This is a genomic window from Pseudomonas sp. EL_65y_Pfl2_R95, from assembly GCF_963971045.1.
Taxonomy (GTDB): Bacteria; Pseudomonadota; Gammaproteobacteria; order Pseudomonadales; family Pseudomonadaceae; genus Aquipseudomonas.
This window is the reverse complement of record NZ_CAXAOV010000005.1, coordinates 178566-196247: the sequence shown is the minus strand read 5'-3', so window position 1 is coordinate 196247 and position 17682 is coordinate 178566. Positions and strand designations below refer to the sequence as shown.

The 17682-nt window shown below is 56.1% G+C and carries 15 protein-coding genes; 8 read left to right on the top strand and 7 right to left on the bottom strand.

Annotated features, from left to right (window positions below; translation table 11 throughout):
- Positions 1 to 23: 23 nt before the first annotated feature.
- The 3 genes from AACY09_RS16665 to AACY09_RS16655 form a co-directional block, all read right to left on the bottom strand.
- A complete protein-coding gene (locus AACY09_RS16665) occupies positions 24 to 554 on the bottom strand; it encodes a DUF5943 domain-containing protein (protein WP_339489586.1) in 531 nt (176 codons plus the stop codon).
- Positions 555 to 634: 80 nt separating this feature from the next.
- Complete coding sequence (locus AACY09_RS16660) at positions 635 to 1612, bottom strand: dipeptidase (RefSeq protein WP_339489585.1); 978 nt, start codon at positions 1610 to 1612, stop codon at positions 635 to 637.
- A 230-nt stretch (positions 1613 to 1842) separates the two neighbouring features.
- Positions 1843 to 2784 carry a GlxA family transcriptional regulator gene (locus AACY09_RS16655; protein WP_339489584.1) on the bottom strand — a complete coding sequence of 314 codons (942 nt, stop codon included), beginning with the start codon at positions 2782 to 2784 and terminating at the stop codon, positions 1843 to 1845.
- 267 nt (positions 2785 to 3051) lie between these two features.
- Here AACY09_RS16655 and choX point away from each other — a divergent pair, with 267 nt between their 5' ends.
- The 4 genes from choX (at position 3052) to AACY09_RS16635 (ending at position 6651) form a co-directional block, all read left to right on the top strand.
- Positions 3052 to 3987 carry a choline ABC transporter substrate-binding protein gene (gene choX / locus AACY09_RS16650; protein ID WP_339489582.1) on the top strand — a complete coding sequence of 312 codons (936 nt, stop codon included), beginning with the start codon at positions 3052 to 3054 and terminating at the stop codon, positions 3985 to 3987.
- Between the two features lie 75 nt (positions 3988 to 4062).
- The gene (locus AACY09_RS16645) at positions 4063 to 4947 is read left to right on the top strand and encodes a BKACE family enzyme (protein WP_339489581.1); all 885 of its coding nucleotides are present in this window, start codon (positions 4063 to 4065) and stop codon (positions 4945 to 4947) included.
- A 211-nt stretch (positions 4948 to 5158) separates the two neighbouring features.
- The gene (locus tag AACY09_RS16640) at positions 5159 to 6124 is read left to right on the top strand and encodes an L-carnitine dehydrogenase (protein WP_339489580.1); all 966 of its coding nucleotides are present in this window, start codon (positions 5159 to 5161) and stop codon (positions 6122 to 6124) included.
- 53 nt (positions 6125 to 6177) lie between these two features.
- Positions 6178 to 6651 (top strand): thioesterase family protein, encoded by a 474-nt coding sequence (locus AACY09_RS16635; RefSeq protein WP_339489579.1) that lies wholly within the window; start codon positions 6178 to 6180, stop codon positions 6649 to 6651.
- A gap of 213 nt (positions 6652 to 6864) precedes the next feature.
- Here the strand turns inward: AACY09_RS16635 and gbcA are convergent, their stop codons facing one another.
- A complete protein-coding gene (gene gbcA / locus AACY09_RS16630; RefSeq protein WP_339489578.1) occupies positions 6865 to 8157 on the bottom strand; it encodes a glycine-betaine demethylase subunit GbcA in 1293 nt (430 codons plus the stop codon).
- Between the two features lie 365 nt (positions 8158 to 8522).
- Here gbcA and gbcB point away from each other — a divergent pair, with 365 nt between their 5' ends.
- The gene (gbcB, locus tag AACY09_RS16625; protein WP_339489577.1) at positions 8523 to 9626 is read left to right on the top strand and encodes a glycine-betaine demethylase subunit GbcB; all 1104 of its coding nucleotides are present in this window, start codon (positions 8523 to 8525) and stop codon (positions 9624 to 9626) included.
- A 48-nt stretch (positions 9627 to 9674) separates the two neighbouring features.
- Here gbcB and AACY09_RS16620 read toward each other — a convergent pair whose 3' ends face one another.
- The gene (locus AACY09_RS16620) at positions 9675 to 10457 is read right to left on the bottom strand and encodes a 3-hydroxybutyrate dehydrogenase (protein ID WP_339489576.1); all 783 of its coding nucleotides are present in this window, start codon (positions 10455 to 10457) and stop codon (positions 9675 to 9677) included.
- Positions 10458 to 10487: 30 nt separating this feature from the next.
- Positions 10488 to 10889: a GFA family protein gene (locus tag AACY09_RS16615; protein WP_339489575.1), complete on the bottom strand. Its 402-nt coding sequence runs from the start codon at positions 10887 to 10889 to the stop codon at positions 10488 to 10490.
- A gap of 346 nt (positions 10890 to 11235) precedes the next feature.
- On the opposite strand from AACY09_RS16615, the gene aspT (AACY09_RS16610) reads away from it, so the two are divergent.
- From aspT (AACY09_RS16610) to AACY09_RS16600, 3 genes are all read left to right on the top strand, one after another.
- Entirely contained in the window at positions 11236 to 12936 is a 1701-nt protein-coding gene (gene aspT, locus AACY09_RS16610) for an aspartate-alanine antiporter (RefSeq protein WP_339489574.1), read from the top strand.
- A 38-nt stretch (positions 12937 to 12974) separates the two neighbouring features.
- Positions 12975 to 14660, top strand: a complete 1686-nt coding sequence (gene aspT / locus AACY09_RS16605) for an aspartate-alanine antiporter (RefSeq protein WP_339489572.1) — start codon at positions 12975 to 12977, stop codon at positions 14658 to 14660.
- Positions 14661 to 14738: 78 nt separating this feature from the next.
- A complete protein-coding gene (locus AACY09_RS16600) occupies positions 14739 to 16502 on the top strand; it encodes a bifunctional aspartate transaminase/aspartate 4-decarboxylase (protein ID WP_339489570.1) in 1764 nt (587 codons plus the stop codon).
- A gap of 121 nt (positions 16503 to 16623) precedes the next feature.
- On the opposite strand, the gene AACY09_RS16595 is transcribed toward AACY09_RS16600, so the two are convergent.
- Positions 16624 to 17667, bottom strand: a complete 1044-nt coding sequence (locus AACY09_RS16595) for a threonine aldolase family protein (RefSeq protein WP_339489568.1) — start codon at positions 17665 to 17667, stop codon at positions 16624 to 16626.
- Positions 17668 to 17682 lie beyond the last annotated feature (15 nt).

The window sequence follows — 17682 nt, the reverse complement described above, 5'->3', positions numbered from 1 at the left end:
GGCGGTGCTTTACAGCGGCTGGGTCAAATAGGTTTAACAACGAAGAGGCCGTGCTCGTGGCCGTCTTCGGATGCACCAAATTCTTGTTCGGCGACGGTGCGGACATCGCTTCCGCTGGCTTCGAGGATTTGGTCCATGGCCCCGGCAAACCAGCCGGTGAACATGTAATCGACCTTGCGTCCGCATTTGCCGTACACATAAACAAAGGCCGAGTGCTCAAGGCGTACTTCAGCGGTGCCTTTCTCAAGGTTGATATGCTCAATTTTGAACAAGCCCCAGCCGCGCTGTGACAGGCGCTTCATGTAGTGCTCAAACACCGCTACGCCGCTCATGCCGTGACATTCGGCTTCTTTCTCACACCAGTGCCAAGCCGACTTGTAGCCCGCTTTGTAGAGGATCTCGGCATAGGCCTCTGCGCCCAGCACTTCTTCAATACCCTTGTGGTTATTGACGAAGAAGTGGCGTGGAACGTAGAGCATCGGCAGGGCATCGGTGGTCCAAACCCCAGTCTCATCGTCAACTTGGATGGGCATTTCAGGTACGTGTGTGGACATGGTCAAACTCCAAAATTTGTGTGCTTTGCACAGAAGTGGCGATGTCGCCCTAGCGCTGGATGGCTGCAGGCAGGTGGCGACTATTCGCCCCAGACGTCGGCAAGCACACGTACCCAGTTATCGCCCATGACCTTGCGCACAACGCGTTCTGGCATGCCGCGCTTGAGCAAGGTTTCGGTGAGGTTGGGAAATTCGCCGACAGTGCGGATGCCCAGCGGGTTGACGATCTTGCCGAAGCTGGTCAGGCGCCGTGCATAGCCTTTGTCGTGGGTCAGCCACTCAAAGAAATCCTGACCGTGACCCTGGGTAAAGTCGGTGCCAATGCCGATGGCGTCTTCACCGACAATATTCATCACGTACTCAATCGCTTCGGCGTAATCGTCGATGGTTGAGTCGATGCCTTTGGCGAGGAAAGGGGCAAACATGGTGACGCCGACGAAGCCGCCGTGGTCGGCAATAAATTTAAGCTCTTCATCGGATTTGTTGCGCGGGTGATCTTTGAGGCCGGAAGGCAGGCAATGTGAGTAGCACACCGGTTTTTTCGATTCGAGAATGACTTCTTCACTGGTCTTTGACCCCACGTGGGACAGATCGCACATGATGCCGACGCGGTTCATCTCGGCAACGATCTCCCGGCCGAAGCCGGACAGGCCGCCGTCACGCTCATAGCAGCCGGTACCAACGAGGTTTTGCGTGTTGTAGCACATTTGTACGATGCCAACGCCCAGCTGCTTGAACACCTCAACATAGGCAATCTGGTCTTCAAAGGCGTGGGCATTCTGGAAGCCAAAGATGATCCCGGTTTTGCCCTGTTCTTTGGCGCTACGGATATCAGCCGTGGTGCGCACCGGAATAACTAAGTCGCTGTTCTCGCGAATCAGTTTTTGGCTGGCGCCGATGTTATTGACGGTGGCCTGGAACCCTTCCCAGACCGACACCGTGCAGTTGGCCGCTGTCAGGCCACCTTTGCGCATGTCAGCAAACAGTTCACGGTTCCATTTAGCGATAATCAGCCCGTCTATAACGATGCTGTCGGCGTGCAATTCGGCTGGGCTCATCAGGCTGTCCCCTCAGGTTCTTGCGTCACATCTGCTGATGACGCTTTGAGGTGAGCATATCCCCGAGGGGTGAAATAACCCGGTGTAAAAACGACTGAGGGATTGCCGAAAGCGTCAACAACAGGTCGCAAATTGATAGGTCATCGCATCGCCCGTTACGCGGGATGATGCTTTTCCCATTCGCTCTCTGTGCTTGTTCATCGCTTGCTTATTTGCTCGCCAGAGATTGATCAACTGTGCTCATGGCGATCCTGGCTGGGGCTGGTCTGGAAACGTTTGCGGTAGCGCCGGGAGAAATAGGACGAAGATTCAAAGCCGCAGGCGAGTGCGACTTCCAACACGCTCATATCACTTTGGCGCAGCAGTTGCCGGGCTTTATCCAGGCGCAGGTTGAGGTAGAAATTGGCCGGAGTGTCATTGAGGTGCTGGCGAAACAAACGTTCAAGCTGACGGGGGGTTATCTGCACCATATCGGCCAATTGCTGCGGCGTTAGCGGGTTTTCACTGCGACGTTCAATTTCAGCGATAACCAGGCTGAGCTTTTTATTGTGCACGCCGTAACGGCTGGTGACCTGCATGCGCTGGTGATCCTGACGTGAGCGAATACGACCGAGTACAAACTGTTCCGAGACCTTGACCGCCATGGGTTCGCCGTGATCCCGGGCGATCAAGGTCAGCATCATGTCTATGGTCGATGTGCCGCCCGCCGTGGTAATGCGTTTGCCGTCTATCTCAAATAATTCCTGGGTGACATTAAGGCTCGGGTAGCGCTCCTGAAATGCGTTGATCGCCTCCCAATGCAGGGTGATACGTTGTTTATTCAGCAATTTGGCTTCGGCCAGAATAAAGCTGCCGGTGTCGATAGCGCCCAGCACCACATCTTCACGATCCAGCCGGTGCAGCCAGCTCGACAATGGCTGGGTGTAACCGGCCAGGGGCTCAAACCCGCTGATCACAAACACCGTATGAGGCTGCTCGTGATGGTCCAGAGCACTCTCGACGTTCAGTGACATGCCATTGCTGGCCTCCACGGGGCCACCATCTATGCTGATCAAGCGCCAGTCATAGAGCTCGCCCTTGAAGCGGTTGGCGACGCGCAAGGGCTCAGTGGCGGACATCAAGCCCATCATCGAAAAGCCCGGTAGCAGCAGAAACCAGAAAGTAGTGGGCATTGCCTTGATTGACCTCTTCGTGACGGATTCAGATGGCGCTGGGCAGCAGCGCTACCCCGTGTTGCAGTCGCTATAGTTCCATAAACAGTCGTTAAAGTGCGCTTTATCCAGCGCATTCTTGGGTATTGTGGCTGCATCGGGTGTTATCAAGCCCGAACACGGAGGGGCGGCAAAGCCTCTACAGAACAAAATCCGGGCCCTGTCGCAGGCTGTTTTTTCTGCACATCGAGACCTTGGATATAAACCGTAAAGCGAGGGAGCAAAACTATGAAACGTCTTAATTTAATCGCCGGTGGCTGTGTACTCGCCCTGTGCAGCTCGTCGTTGTTGGCTGCGGAACAAGCAAGCTGTAAGAACGTGCGTGTCGGTGCAGTCGGCTGGACGGATGTTGTTGCAACCACCGCAGTAGCCTCCACCCTGCTTGAAGGGCTTGGCTATGAAACCAAGCAGACCCAGGCATCGCAGCAAATCATTTTCGCCGGTATCCAGAAAGACCAGATTGACGTGTTCCTCGGCTACTGGAAGCCGATCATGGACGACAATATCCAGCCGTTCCTTGAGAAGAAAGCAGTCAAGGTGATGGATACACCCTCGCTCAGTGATGCAGTGGCGGCACCTGCCGTACTCACCTCCAGCGCTGACAAAGGTCTGAAGACCATGGCTGACATTGCCAAGTTCAAAGATCAGCTCGATGGCAAAATCTACGGTATTGATGCGGGTTCAGGCGCGAACACGGCGATTCAGAAAATGATTGATACCAACCAGTTTGGGTTGGGCGAGTTCAAGCTTATTGAGTCCAGCGAAGCCGGCATGCTCGCAGCGGTTAACCGTGCGGCGCGCAGCGACAAGCCAATCGTGTTCTTCGGTTGGAAGCCGCACCCAATGAACCTGCAGCACCCAATCACCTACCTCTCCGGCACAGAAGACGTATTCGGCCCGAATGATGGCGCTGCCACGGTTTCGACTGTTACCGCACCGGATTACGCTGAGCGCTGCCCCAATGTGAACCAACTGCTGAGCAATATGCGTTTTACCAGCGAGCAGGAAAGCCAGATGATGGCACCGATTATGGACCGCAAAAAGCCTGAAGATGTTGCCCGCGAGTGGATCAAAGCCAATCCGCAGGTTGTTAGCGGCTGGCTCAAGGGTGTCACCACCTTTGACGGCAAGCCTGCTGACGGCGTTATTGCCACCCTGAAGTAAAACTACCTTGATGCATTCCCATGCGCGGCGTGTCCGCGTATGGGTTGTTGTTGCCTGAAATAAAGGAGTCGCACCATGAACTATGAAGTCATTGTCACCTGCGCAGTCACCGGTGCTGGAGATACAGTCGGTCGGCATCCGGCAATCCCTGTGACGCCTAAGCAGATTGCCGATGCGGCAATTGAAGCGGCAAAGGCTGGCGCTACGGTTGCTCATTGTCACGTCCGTGACCCAAAAACCGGCAAGCCGAGCCGCGATGTTGAACTGTACCGTGAAGTGGTTGAGCGCATCCGCGAAAGCGGCACTGATGTCATTATCAACCTCACGGCCGGTATGGGCGGTGATCTTGAAATCGGTCCAGGTGAGCAACCGCTGGAGTTTGGCGCAGGTACTGATCTGGTCGGCCCAATGGAGCGGCTCAAGCACATTGAAGCGCTGCGCCCGGAAATCTGCACCCTGGATTGCGGCACCCTGAATTTTGGTGATGGCGACTATATCTATGTCTCCACCCCGGCGCAGCTGCGTGCCGGCGCTAAACGCATTACCGAGCTGGGCGTAAAGGCCGAGCTGGAAATTTTTGACACCGGGCACCTGTGGTTCGCCAAGCAGATGCTTAAAGAAGGGCTGCTTGAAGACCCACTGTTCCAGCTGTGCCTGGGCATCCCATGGGGCGCACCGGCAGACACCGTGAGCATGAAAGCCATGGTCGATAACCTGCCAGCCGGTGCAACCTGGGCAGGTTTCGGTATCGGTCGCACGCAAATGCCAATGGCCGCGCAAGCCATGCTGTTGGGCGGCCATGTGCGAGTTGGGCTTGAAGACAATATCTGGCTGGACCGTGGCGTTCACGCCACCAATGGTCAACTGGTAGAGCGTGTGGTTGAAATTATCCAACGCCTTGGCGGCCGCGCACTGACGCCGGCTGAAGGTCGGGTGAAGATGAAGCTTAAATCCGTTTAAGGAACCTTTGAAAAACTACTGCGCTAGGTATTACTGGGGCAGCCCATGCTGCGTTGAAAAACTGCTCAAAATGCTCATTTAGGACAACTAAAGTCGAACGCGACCCCGGTCGTTTTTCGCATCTTTTCGCCTTGTACTCCCCGCGCTCGCTACCTTTTTCAGAAGGTCCCTAATCCTTGCGCCGCACCTGCTTAGAATCAATGGAGTCGCTATGAAGTTTGTCACCGAAGTAAAAACCTTCGCCGCCATATGCACCGGTGTCATCGGCAGTGGTTGGGTGGCCCGTGCATTGGCTCATGGCCTTGATGTTGTGGCTTGGGACCCTGCGCCGGGTGCAGAAGCTGTATTGCGTCAGCGGGTGGCGAACGCCTGGCCGGCGCTGGAAAAGCAAGGTCTGGCTGAGGGCGCAGCACAGACGCGTTTGCGTTTTGCCGTGAGCATTGAAGAGTGCGTGCAGGAGGCCGATTTCATTCAGGAAAGCGCACCTGAGGTGCTGGCCCTGAAACTTGATCTACACGCTAAAATCAGCGCGGCGGCGCGGCCTGATGCACTGATCGGCTCCAGCACCTCCGGGCTGTTGCCCAGCGAGTTTTACGCCAAGTCACAGCATCCAGAGCGCTGCGTGGTGGGGCATCCGTTTAATCCGGTCTACCTGTTGCCATTGGTCGAAGTGGTTGGCGGCGAAAAGACCGCACCTGAGGCTGTCGAAGCGGCAATGCAGGTTTACACCGCCATTGGCATGCGCGCCTTGCATGTGCGTAAAGAAGTGCCGGGTTTTATTGCCGATCGTTTGCTCGAAGCCTTGTGGCGTGAAGCATTGCATCTTATCAACGATGGCGTTGCCACCACCGGCGAGATTGATGATGCAATCCGCTTCGGTGCTGGCCTGCGCTGGTCATTTATGGGCACTTTCCTGACCTACACCTTGGCCGGTGGCGATGCCGGTATGCGCCATTTCATGAATCAGTTTGGCCCGGCGTTGAAACTGCCGTGGACCTATCTCGAGGCGCCGGAGTTAACCGAAGGCCTGATCGACAGCGTGGTTGAGGGCACTGCCGCGCAGCAAGGCGAGCGCAGCATTGCCGAGTTGGAACGCTACCGCGATGATTGCCTGATTGCTGTGCAAGAGGCGATCAAGCAAACCAAAGCCAAGCACGGTTTTGCGCCCGCAGACTGATCAGGGTTCACGCTGCCAAGCCGGACTTGGCAGCGTATCGATAGGAGTCGTCAATGACCCGGCTAACGACATACAAAACCGAGGTGTTGCCTGAGTGGGTAGATTACAACCAGCACCTGCGCGATGCCTTCTATCTGCTGATTTTCAGCTATGCCACTGACTCGCTGATGGATCATCTCGGTCTTGATGAAGCGGGCAGGGCGAATACTGGCCATACGCTGTATACCCTTGAATGCCATCTCAATTACCTCAACGAGGTGCGTTTGGGCGCGCTGGTTGAAGTGCGCACACAGATCCTCGCCCATGACCAGAAACGTCTGCATATTCATCACAGCTTGCACCTGGCTGGCGTCGAGGCGGCGTTGGCCGAAAGCGAGCAAATGCTGATGAATATCGACGTTAACAGCGGGCGCTCAGCGGTATTTGCAGAGGCCGTGCAAGCGAGAGTCGATACCTTGGCCGCCGCCCATCACCCTCTGCCGGCGCCAGTGTATGTTGGCCGCGTTATTGGCTTGCCCAAGCGCTGATAATCACCGACGTGGCCTAGTCATCTTGCGTTGGCAGCCGCCAATGGTGGCCCTTGTAGGGTGCGGCAACGCGAAGCTTGCCCACCATGGTTCGTGCAACGCGGGCTTCAAACGTTGTCGCTGGGTTTAGCCGATTTGTGGCTCGGCACTAGCGCCGTTAGCCCGTAAACCAATAGCGCTATTACCAGCAGCAAACTCAGCGACATACCCAGGTTATTCCGTTGCGACTTGGCGCAGCTGGGGGATTGGCTGCGCGCCAAGGTTATTGAGCAGGCGCTCGCTGTACCAGTCGATAAAGTTAACCACCGCAAACTCGTAGGTTTTCGAGTATGGGCCGGGTTGATACGCGGTGGAGTTGATGCCGCGCTGATTTTCTTCGGCCAGACGGCGATCTTGGTTGTTGGTTGCATCCCAGACTTGAGTGAGCCGGGCAGGGTCGTAATCAACCCCTTCAACTGCATCCTTGTGCACCAGCCATTTGGTGGTGACCACGGTTTCCTGGGCGCTGATCGGCCATACCGTGAATACAATCAGGTGATCGCCCATGCAATGGTTCCACGAATGGGGCAAGTGCAGGATGCGCATCGAACCAAGCTCCGGGTTTTGGATGCGGCCCATCAGCTTCTGACAGCCACGCTTGCCATCCATGGTCATGGACTCAGTGCCCTTGAGCAGCGGCATGCGCACGATACGGTTACGCAAGCCAAAGCTGGCATGGGCAAAGGGGATTTTCTCGGCGTCCCATTTGGCGGCTGATTCGGCGACGTGATCTTTGAATGCCTGATCGGCACGGGGGTCGGTAACGTCATCCCATTCGAGCAGGCTTTTCAGCAGCTCAGGGTGCGCGCCATTGCAGTGATAGCACTCGCGGTTGTTCTCTAATACAAGTTTCCAGTTGGCCTTTTCCACCAGGGTGGTTTGCACCGCCACCTTGGTGTTTTCCATGTCATAGGGCTCCATGTAATGGGCCAGGGTTTCAAGGAAATCGTCGATTGCGGGCGGGTTTTCCGCCAGCGAAATAAACACATAGCCGCCTGCGACCTTGCAGTTGACTGGCTTGAGGCCGTATTGCTGCATGTCGAAGTCGGCGCCCATTTCAGTTCCCGCAAAGAGCAAACGGCCGTCAAGCTCGTAAGTCCATTGATGGTAGTGGCAGACCAGTTTGGCAACCTTGCCTTTGTCGCTGGTGCACAAGCGTGAGCCACGGTGGCGACACACATTGTGAAAGGCGTGAACCACGCCTTCTGCACCGCGAATCACGATGATCGGGTTATCGCCAATTTGCAGGGTCAGGTAATTGCCCTTGGTGGGGATTTCGCATGTCATGCCGGCGATCAGCCACTCTTTATGGAAGATCTCCTGCATATCGATCTGGAACAGCCGCTCATCGTTGTAGAAGGGTTGCGGCAAGGAAAAGGTTCGCTCGCGGTTGTGCAGCATCTCGGCTGTGGCCTTGCGTGCCGGCTCAAGAGGGTCGCCCAGGCTCAGGGTCGAAGTGACGTCCATCATTAACTCCTCAATGGCGGGTTTAGCCGCCGTAAAAGTGGTTTTAACTGCAATCGCAAGGCGAGCTAACGGGTCTGTTTTCGCCGGCCGAGTGGCGGATTATCTGAAGCAGACAACCCTGCTTGAGCACAGACCGTAGGCGCGGTTAGTTGTGTTTCGGCTGAGGTCGAGTGTGGCTGGGCGCGCGTTGTTATCCATATCTATGGGCGACACGGCTGAATCCGTTTCCGACGCGCTATGGCCCGTGTTATCAGGCAGGTCGCGATAAGTATGTGAATGTCGCTGACAGGTAAATGGCGGGGCAGCAGCTTAAGCACAATCCGCCCCATCTAGGCCGATATCCGGCCGCGCGCGGAGACACGTGCATGACCACCAATGATTTTTTAAACCCGGTTACCACCCAGACCTGGAGCAACGGGCGGCACCTGGTACGCTGCGTCAAGGTGATTCAGGAAACCTGGGATGTGCGCACCTTTTGCTTTATGGCGGACCAGCCAGTGCTGTACTTCTTCAAGCCGGGGCAATTCGTGACCCTTGAGCTTGAGATCGATGGTTTACCGATCATGCGCTCGTACACCATATCCAGCGCGCCGTCGGTGCCCTACAGTTTCTCCATCACCATTAAGCGCGTACCGGGCGGCAAGGTCTCCAATTGGCTGCACGACAACCTGCAAGAAGGGCAGGACCTGGCTGTGCATGGCCCGGTGGGTAATTTCAATGCGATTGATTTTCCCTCGGACAAGGTGCTGTTTCTCAGTGGCGGTGTCGGTATCACACCGGTGATGTCCATGGCCCGCTGGTATTACGACACCAATGCCAATGTGGATATGGTGTTTGTGCACAGTGCGCGTTCGCCAAAGGACATTATTTATCACCGCGAGCTGGAGCACATGGCCGCGCGGATCAACAACTTCAGCCTGCATGTGATTTGCGAAAAACACGGCCTGGGTGAAGCCTGGGCAGGGTATCGCGGTTATCTCAGCCAGCCGATGTTGGAACTGATGGCTCCGGATTACCTTGAGCGCGAGATTTTCTGCTGCGGACCTACGCCATACATGGCGGCAGTCAAACGCTTGTTGCAAGCCAATAATTACGACATGCAGCGCTATCACGAAGAAGCCTTTGGTCCGACGCCGCCAGAAGTGCGCGCCGATGTCAAAGAGCTAGCCGCCGAGGCTGCAGATGCTGCAGAAGTGCCCGCCACTGACCTGCGTCAGGTCGAGTTTGTCTTGACCGGTAAAAGCATTCGCGTGGCGCCGGGGGAAACCGTTCACTCCGCAGCCGCGCAGTTGGGTCTGCACATTCCCAAAGCCTGTGGCATGGGCATTTGTGGCACCTGTAAGGTGCTGAAAACCTCGGGTGAGGTGAGCATGGAGCACAACGGTGGGATCACTGATGAGGACGTTGCAGAGGGCTACATTTTATCCTGCTGCAGCGTGCCTCAAGGTGATGTGGCGATCGAGTTTTAAGCTGCGCCAATCAGGGTCCGCTGAGCGCTGACCCTGTGCGCCTCCGGCTTACTCCATGCCCCAGCCGTGGCTGACGATCAGCGACTGACCCGTTAGCGCGTTGCTCGGAAATGCAGCAAACATCAGGGCTACGCGCGCCACATCTTCGGTGCTGGTGAATTCGCCATCGACGGTATCTTTAAGCATCACATTGCTGATCACCTGTTCTTCACTGATGCCCAGTTCCTTCGCTTGCTCGGGAATCTGTTTATCCACCAGAGGTGTGCGCACAAAGCCGGGGCAAATGACATTGGCATGGATACCAGCTGGGCCACCTTCTTTGGCCACTGTTTTGGCCAAGCCCAATAAGCCGTGTTTAGCCGTGATATAGGGTGCTTTTAGCTTGGAGGCCTCTTTCGAATGTACCGAACCCATGTAGATGATGCTGCCGCCCCGGCCTTGAGCGTACATATGCTTGAGGCAGGCCTTGGTGGTTAAAAAGGCGCCGTCGAGGTGAATCGCCAACATCTTCTTCCAATCGGCATAGCTTAAATCCTGAACCGGCTGGATGATCTGGATGCCCGCGTTGCTGACCAGAATATCAATGCCGCCAAAGGTCTTAACGGCTAACTCAACCCCGGCGTTAACTTGATCCTCATCGGTCACATCAACTTCGACTGCCAAGGTTTTGCCCCGGCTGGCGGAGAGTTCTTTGGCGGTTTGTTGGGCGGCCGCGAAGTTGAGGTCGGCAATCACTACGCTGGCACCTTCGGCGGCAAAGACGGCGGCAATCTGTTTACCAATGCCGCTCGCTGCGCCGGTAATAAAGGCGACTTTTCCTTGCAGTTGCATCCTCTGAATCCTCGGGTTGGGGGTGATGGGTCAGCGGCCCGGTTGCCACTCTGGATGGCGCGGAATATGGGTATCGTCAGGTGCCAGCCAGGGTTTGTCGTGGCTGCACCAGATATGTTGAGCGGGTTTGCTGCCCGGGTCTTCATCCAATGTCGCGACGCGCACAATGACATGGGCCTGAGCGGGCCGCTGGGCTATCAGTTGTGAGCCGCAAATCGAGCAAAAGTGCCTGAACTTGCCCGCGGATGACTCATAGGCGCTGAGTTTGTCTTCACCCCTGGTCCAGTGAAAGTGCTCGCGCATCACCCCTGCCGTTGAAGCAAAGGCCGCGGAATGCGCCTTGCGACAAGTGTCGCAATGGCAATGGCTGATGGGCATATCGAGTTGCTCAACATGGTATTCAATCGCACCGCACAAACAACTTCCACGCATGGCGTCACCTTGATTATCGATGAGTTGAATCAGGCGCAGGGTTGCACCTCACACACAGCCGATAGCATAGGGTTATTTAACCAGTCGGTGTCTTTATTCAACGCCTGCGCAGGTAACGATAGGTCCGAGACCAGTTCTTTACAGGCCTGATACCGCATTAATTAGAGCAGGGCGGTTGCCAAACGAGTCTTATTTTTCTCGACAAATACCGAAACCGCTCGTCGGCTTTTGATCCTGAGAGTCTGTGATCTGCTTACCTCTTAGGGTGCGCTGGCATAGGCGTTTCAAGCTGATTGCCCCACGACCAGAACCTGCCGTCCTAATGACTGCCAAGAAGGGATTCTTAATGCTCGGCGATTTGATCACCCTAGTTGTTGAGGCATTACAGAATGTCCCCGGGCTGGCCATTTTTCTGGCGCTGAGCATCGGCTATGCGATTGGTCAGGTGCGGTTAGGGCCGATTCAGCTGGGCGGTGTGTGCGGCACCCTGATCGCCGCGCTGGTGATAGGCCAACTGAACATTACAGTCGATGCCGGCATCAAGAACGTGTTTTTTATGTTGTTCATTTTTGCCTTGGGATACAGCGGCGGCCCGCAGTTTTTTTCCAGCCTCAATGCGAAAGGCATACGTCTGGGTCTGTTCTGCCTGATTGAAGTGGTCGTGGTGCTGGCTATGGTGCTAACGGCTACTGCGGTCATGGACCTGGACCCCGGCACGGCGGCAGGCATGATGGCGGGTGCCGCGACTGAGTCCGCGGTGGTCGGAACCGCTACCGACGCCATTTCGCGTTTGCCCTTGCCTGATGCCGAGATCGTCCGCCTCCAAGGCAATGTGGTGACCGCGTATTCCATTACCTATATCTGCGGCTTGATCACCATCGTCATTATCACCAGCCAGCTATTTCCGCTGCTGCTGCGGGTTAACCTACGCGAAGAGGCAGAAAAACTCTGGGTGCAGATGGGTGGCAGTGTCGACAGCGACGGACAGGATGCCGCCCCCAATGTGATCGGACGGGCCTACCGTGTGGAGGCGGGTGCTGGCCACAGGGTTGCGGATATTCAACAACGTCTGGGTCAGCAGAGCAGTATTGTTCGAGTACAACGAAATGGCCATATGCTTGCTATGTCGCCCTGGCTGAAATTGCACCGGGGCGATCACGTGTTATTGGTGGGGTATCGAGGGTCACTGATTGAGGTGGCCTCGTCACTGGGCACCGAAACGGCTGACGCCCGGGCGCTGACCCTTGCCCTGGAAACCTACGACGTGGTGGTGCTTGCCGATGGCCTGGTAAACCAGCCGCTGCAAGCGTTGGCGCTGCCGATAGGGGTACACGTGTCGGCCATACGCCGGGGTGAAGTGATGGTGCCTGCGTTGCCCGCCACCCGCTTGCAGCGTCAGGATATTCTGCAGATTTACGATGCTAACGCCCACGGCCGACGCGCCTCCGACTCGCTGCTGAATCGCATCGGCAAACAATTACCGGACAAGCTAACCAGCAATATTGGCATTGTCGGCATTGGTATTGCGCTGGGCACCTGGCTGGGCAGCTTTTCGCTGAAAATCGGCACCATTGAGTTCTCGGCGGGCACCGGTGGTGGTGTGTTGGTGACCGGGCTGGTGCTGGGTTGGTATCACGCGCGCCGTGCGGACCTGCATACGGTCAACCCTGATGCATTGGCCCTGCTTAAAGACTTGGGCCTGGCCGGTTTTATCGCGGCGGTGGGCTTGGCTTCCGGACCGCAGGCCATCGAACTGATTAAGCAATATGGCTTTACCTTGCCTATGCTCGGTGTAGCCATTGCTGTTGTGCCTGCCACTGTGTCGCTGCTGGCAGGCCATTTCTTGCTAAAACTCAGCGCGCCGATTTTGTTAGGGGCGATTGCCGGGCAACAGTGCAGTACCCCCGCACTCAGTGCCATTCAAAGCGCATGTGGAAACTCGACACCGCTGTTGGGTTACACCATCACCTATGCCATTTCCAACGTTGTACTGCCCTTGATGGGGCCCCTTATTGTCGGCTTGGCCAGTTCCATGCAGTCAGGCTAGCGGTCAGTACTTTATATCCATTACTCCGAGGTGGACTCATGAGCTGGTTACACGAGTTGTTCAACAAATCGCCGGAAATTGCATTGTTTCTGTCGATTGCGGTGGGCTACTACATCGGCAAGATCAAGTTCGGCAAGTTCCAGCTCGGCGGTGTCGCAGGCTCGTTGCTGGTGGCGGTGGTGGTCAGCCAGGTAGGGGTTCAAATTGATGATGGGGTCAAGGCGGTCATGTTTGCCCTGTTTATTTACGCCGTTGGCTATGAAAGCGGGCCAGATTTTTTCAGGTCGCTGGGCATGCAGTCGATCAAGGAAATCATTTTGGCTGCAGTGCTCGCCATCACTGGGCTGCTGACCGTGGTAGTCCTGGCCAAGTGGTTTGGCCTGGACAAGGGGTTGGCCGCTGGTGTTGCCGCTGGTGCACTGACGCAGTCGGCGATCATCGGCACCGCCGGTGACGCCATTGCCCGGTTGGGACTGGCCGCCGATGAGGTTCAGCGCTTGCAAGGCAATGTCGCGGTCGGTTATGCGGTGACTTACGTGTTTGGTTCGTTCGGCGCGATTTTGGTCTGCGTCAACTTGCTGCCACGGTTTATGGGGCGCTCGATCAAGGAAGATGCACTGAAGGCCGAAACCAGCGCCCAGACCGGCGTACAGGTTTACGGACCGGATCAACAGGCCGCCGCGCCTGATCTGGTTGGGCGGATCTTCCGGCTGCCGGCGAACACCGCAACCACCATTCAGGCGTTGGAGCTGAGTACCGAGATCCCGATCACCATCGAACGGGTCAAACGCGACAAGCAAATTCTGCAACCCAGCCCCGAGATGCTGCTGCAACCCGACGATATCGTCCTCGTAGTTGGGCGGCGGCCTGCGGTGGTGAGCATAGCGCCACGACTGGGAACCGAGCTGAATGACGTCGAAGACATGGAATTGACCATGCAGCGTCGCGATGTAGTGCTTACCAACCCGTTGTTCGACAAACGTAAATTTGGCGATATCCGCGCCGAAGTTGCGCAGGACGTGCGCCATGGCGTGTATGTCTCGCAGATCACCCGTCAGGGCAAAGCCCTGGCAATGGAGCCCGATACCACGGTGCTGTTGGGTGATGTGGTGAGTATCTTTGGCGCCGATCAGGATGTTAATCGGGTGGTTGAGCAAGTCGGCCATGCCATTGTTCCAAGCGCTAAAACCGACTTCGTCTACATGGGCGCCGGTTTGGTTGTCGGCCTGTTAATTGGCCTGCTTACCGCGCGTATTGGCTCTATTCCACTGACCTTGGGCAGCGGCGGCGGTGCCCTGTTATCGGGCTTGCTGTTCGGTTGGTTCCGCTCGCGTCGGCAGACCTTTGGCGAGATGCCCAGCGGCGCGGTGCAGATTCTCAAGGATCTGGGCCTGGCAGGATTTGTCGTCGTGGTAGGGATTTCCTCTGGCCTGCAAGCGGTGCATACGGTGATGGACCAAGGGCTGCTGATTTTCGGTATTGGCATTGTGGTCACGGTGTTGCCTTTGGTGCTGACCATGCTGTTTGGCCGCTACATTTTGCGCTACGACAACGTGGCCATCTTCGCCGGCGCACTTAGCGGTTCGCGCAGTGCCAACCCGGCCTTTGGTGAAGTACTGGATAAAGCCGAAAACACAGTGCCGACTGTGCCGTTCGCGATTACCTATGCGCTGGCGAATGTGTTTTTGACCTTGTTGGGGCCGTTGGTGGTGGCCTTTGTTTGACGATGTGCTGTTTTCGGAAGCCAGGCTGCGCCTGAGTGCGGCTGGCAGTTTGCTTAGTCATAAGTAAGGAGAGGCAACATGGATTTTAGCGACCCGGACAAAATCGCGCTGTTGAGCCCTTTTGAGTTAAAAGACGCCTTGATGCAGCGAGCGGTCCAAAGTCACCAGTTGATGTTAAACGCAGGGCGGGGAAACCCCAACTTCCTGGCAACCACCCCTCGTCATGGTTTTTTCCAGTTTGGTCTGTTCGCCATGACTGAAGCCGAACGATCCTACATGTACATGGAGCATGTCGGCGGCTTTCCCAAGCGTGAGGGCATTGAGGCGCGCTTTGAGCTGTTTGCCAAGCAGCATGAAAATGCGCCCGGTGTGCGCTTTATCGAGGCGGCGGTGTCCTATGTAAGCGATCAGATGGGCCTTAATGTCGGCGACTTTATTTACGAGATGTGCGAAGCGATTTTGGGCTGTAATTACCCGGTGCCCGATCGCATGCTGGTGATGAGCGAGATCATCGTCGGCAAGTACATCTACGACGAAATGATTGGCAATTATCCCTTTGTCGGCAAGTTTGACATGTACGCCCTGGAAGGCGGCACCGCAGCAATGACGTACCTGTTTGCCAGCCTCAAAGCCAACCATGTGATCAATGCAGGTGACACCATTGCGCTGGGCATGCCGATCTTCACGCCCTATATCGAGATTCCGCAGCTAAGCGATTACAACCTCATCTCGCTGTCGGTCGAGGCGCCGCAATCGAACAAATGGCAATTCACCCACAAAGAGCTCGACAAGCTGCTGGACCCTAAAGTCAAAGCTTTTTTCCTGGTCAACCCAAGCAACCCGCCATCAGTGAAGATTGATGACGAGACCCTGCATTACATCGCCGAGATTGTTAAAAAACGGCCTGACCTGATCATTCTCACTGATGATGTCTACGCCACCTTTGCCGACAACTTTGTTTCGTTGTTTGCGGTCTGCCCTTACAACACCATTCTGGTCTACTCGTTCTCCAAGTATTTCGGCGCAACCGGCTGGCGCATGGGGGTCGTTGCGACCCACGAAGACAACATCATCGATGCCAAGATTGCCAGCTTGCCCAAGGCCAAGCGCGATCAACTGAATCATCGTTACAGCTCCATTACCACGGCCCCTGAAAAACTTAAATTCATTGACCGGCTGGTGGCCGACAGTCGCACCGTGGCGCTGAACCACACCGCAGGTTTGTCTACGCCGGTGCAGGCGCAGATGACCTTGTTCTCACTGTTCTGCCTGATGGATGAGCCGGGTGCCTACAAGGCTGAAATGAAGCGCATCGTGTTGCGCCGTAAAGAGGCGCTGTACCGCGAGCTCGGCCTGCCTATGCCCCATGATCCCAACTCTGTTCGCTACTACCATTTGATTGATTTGGAAGAGCTGGCCGAGGAAATGTACGGCGAGAAATTCGTCGCCTGGATGTTGAATAGGCTGCAGCCCAATCAGGCGCTGTTCCGCCTTGCAGAAGAAACCGGGGTGATCCTGCTGCCGGGTAAGGGTTTCGGCACAACCCACCCTTCATGGCGTGTTTCGCTGGCCAATCTCAATGAATATGACTATGCCAATATTGGCAAGGCCATTCGCAGACTGGCAGAGGAGTACTACAAGTTGTTTGTCGAAAGCACCGGCGCAGCCGTTCCAAGCCCGGCGGCCAAAGCCGCGGACAATGCGGCAGTCAAAGCGGGTGCGAAAAAATCCGCCAAACCTGTGGCTAAATCGGCAGCCAAACCTGCAGCAAAACCCGCCGTTAAGCAAGCGGCTAAGCCGGCCGCGAAAAAGGCCACAAAGCCGAGGGCACCCAAGAAGTGAGCTAAACGCCGCCAGGCCATCAGAGGTACAGGTGTTGACCTCTGATGGCTTTGCTTGCGATTAAGTTACAGGGCTGTTTTGCCTGTGTTGAGGGAGGCCTCAGGTAGGCTTTTATTGAGGTTTAGGCATTGACCATGGCCGCACGGATATCAGCTGCCAGCTCGCGCACGCGTTCTTTATCGGTGTCCCATGAGCACATAAACCGTGCGCCGCCGGCACCAATAAAGGTATAGAAACGCCAACCCTTGTTGCGCAGGATTTCCAGCGCCGGTTCCGACATCTGCAGGAATACGCCGTTGGCCTGCACCGGGAACATCAGGCTGACGCCGGGAACATCGCTGACCAACTCAGCCAGCAAGCGTGCGCAGCTATTGGCATGTTGGGCGTAATGCAACCACGCACCGTTCTGCAGGATGCCAACCCATGGCGCTGACAGGTAGCGCATCTTGGAGGCGAGCTGGCCCGCTTGCTTGCAGCGGTAATCGAAGTCTTCGGCCAAGTCCTTGTTGAAGAACAAAATCGCTTCGCCTACCGCCATGCCGTTTTTGGTGCCGCCAAAGCACAGCACATCGACCCCGGCTTTCCAGGTCAACTCTGCGGGGGTGCAGCCAAGAAATGCGCAGGCGTTGGAGAAACGTGCGCCGTCCATGTGCAGGTTAAGGCCGAGCTCATGACAGGTCTCGCTGATCGCCCGGATCTCTTGCGGGGTATAGACGGTCCCGACTTCAGTGGCTTGAGTCAGGGTCACAACCCGGGGTTTTGGGTAGTGAATATCCTGACGCTTAAGGGCGACTTCACAGATGGATTGTGGGGTCATCTTGCCGCTTTCACTGCTTGCGACCAGCAATTTCGAGCCGTTGGAGAAGAACTCCGGAGCGCCACATTCATCGGTTTCGACGTGGGCTGTCTCGGAGCAAATAACGCTGTGATAGCTCTGGCAAAGCGCAGCCAATGCCAGTGAGTTGGCGGCTGTACCATTAAAGGCAAAGAATACTTCGCAGTCAGTTTCAAACAGCTTGCGGAAATGGTCGGCCGCGCGGGCGGTCCACTGATCATCACCGTAAGCCCGGTCGTGGCCGTGGTTGGCTTCCGCCATTGCGGCCCAGGCTTCTGGGCAAATACCGGAATAGTTGTCACTGGCGAACTGTTGCGTTTGGTCGGTCATCTTGGGTCCTTCTGG

What these genes read in the sequence shown, in the direction of transcription:
- AACY09_RS16615 (WP_339489575.1), bottom strand. Translation starts at nt 10,889, where the DNA reads ATGCGTGGAAGTTGTTTGTGCGGTGCGATTGAATACCATGTTGAGCAA.
- AACY09_RS16635 (WP_339489579.1), top strand. Translation starts at nt 6,178, where the DNA reads ATGACCCGGCTAACGACATACAAAACCGAGGTGTTGCCTGAGTGGGTA.
- AACY09_RS16655 (WP_339489584.1), bottom strand. Translation starts at nt 2,784, where the DNA reads ATGCCCACTACTTTCTGGTTTCTGCTGCTACCGGGCTTTTCGATGATG.
- gbcA (WP_339489578.1), bottom strand. Translation starts at nt 8,157, where the DNA reads ATGGACGTCACTTCGACCCTGAGCCTGGGCGACCCTCTTGAGCCGGCA.
- AACY09_RS16660 (WP_339489585.1), bottom strand. Translation starts at nt 1,612, where the DNA reads ATGAGCCCAGCCGAATTGCACGCCGACAGCATCGTTATAGACGGGCTG.
- aspT (WP_339489572.1), top strand. Translation starts at nt 12,975, where the DNA reads ATGAGCTGGTTACACGAGTTGTTCAACAAATCGCCGGAAATTGCATTG.
- AACY09_RS16640 (WP_339489580.1), top strand. Translation starts at nt 5,159, where the DNA reads ATGAAGTTTGTCACCGAAGTAAAAACCTTCGCCGCCATATGCACCGGT.
- AACY09_RS16600 (WP_339489570.1), top strand. Translation starts at nt 14,739, where the DNA reads ATGGATTTTAGCGACCCGGACAAAATCGCGCTGTTGAGCCCTTTTGAG.
- AACY09_RS16595 (WP_339489568.1), bottom strand. Translation starts at nt 17,667, where the DNA reads ATGACCGACCAAACGCAACAGTTCGCCAGTGACAACTATTCCGGTATT.
- AACY09_RS16620 (WP_339489576.1), bottom strand. Translation starts at nt 10,457, where the DNA reads ATGCAACTGCAAGGAAAAGTCGCCTTTATTACCGGCGCAGCGAGCGGC.
- gbcB (WP_339489577.1), top strand. Translation starts at nt 8,523, where the DNA reads ATGACCACCAATGATTTTTTAAACCCGGTTACCACCCAGACCTGGAGC.
- AACY09_RS16665 (WP_339489586.1), bottom strand. Translation starts at nt 554, where the DNA reads ATGTCCACACACGTACCTGAAATGCCCATCCAAGTTGACGATGAGACT.
- AACY09_RS16645 (WP_339489581.1), top strand. Translation starts at nt 4,063, where the DNA reads ATGAACTATGAAGTCATTGTCACCTGCGCAGTCACCGGTGCTGGAGAT.
- choX (WP_339489582.1), top strand. Translation starts at nt 3,052, where the DNA reads ATGAAACGTCTTAATTTAATCGCCGGTGGCTGTGTACTCGCCCTGTGC.
- aspT (WP_339489574.1), top strand. Translation starts at nt 11,236, where the DNA reads ATGCTCGGCGATTTGATCACCCTAGTTGTTGAGGCATTACAGAATGTC.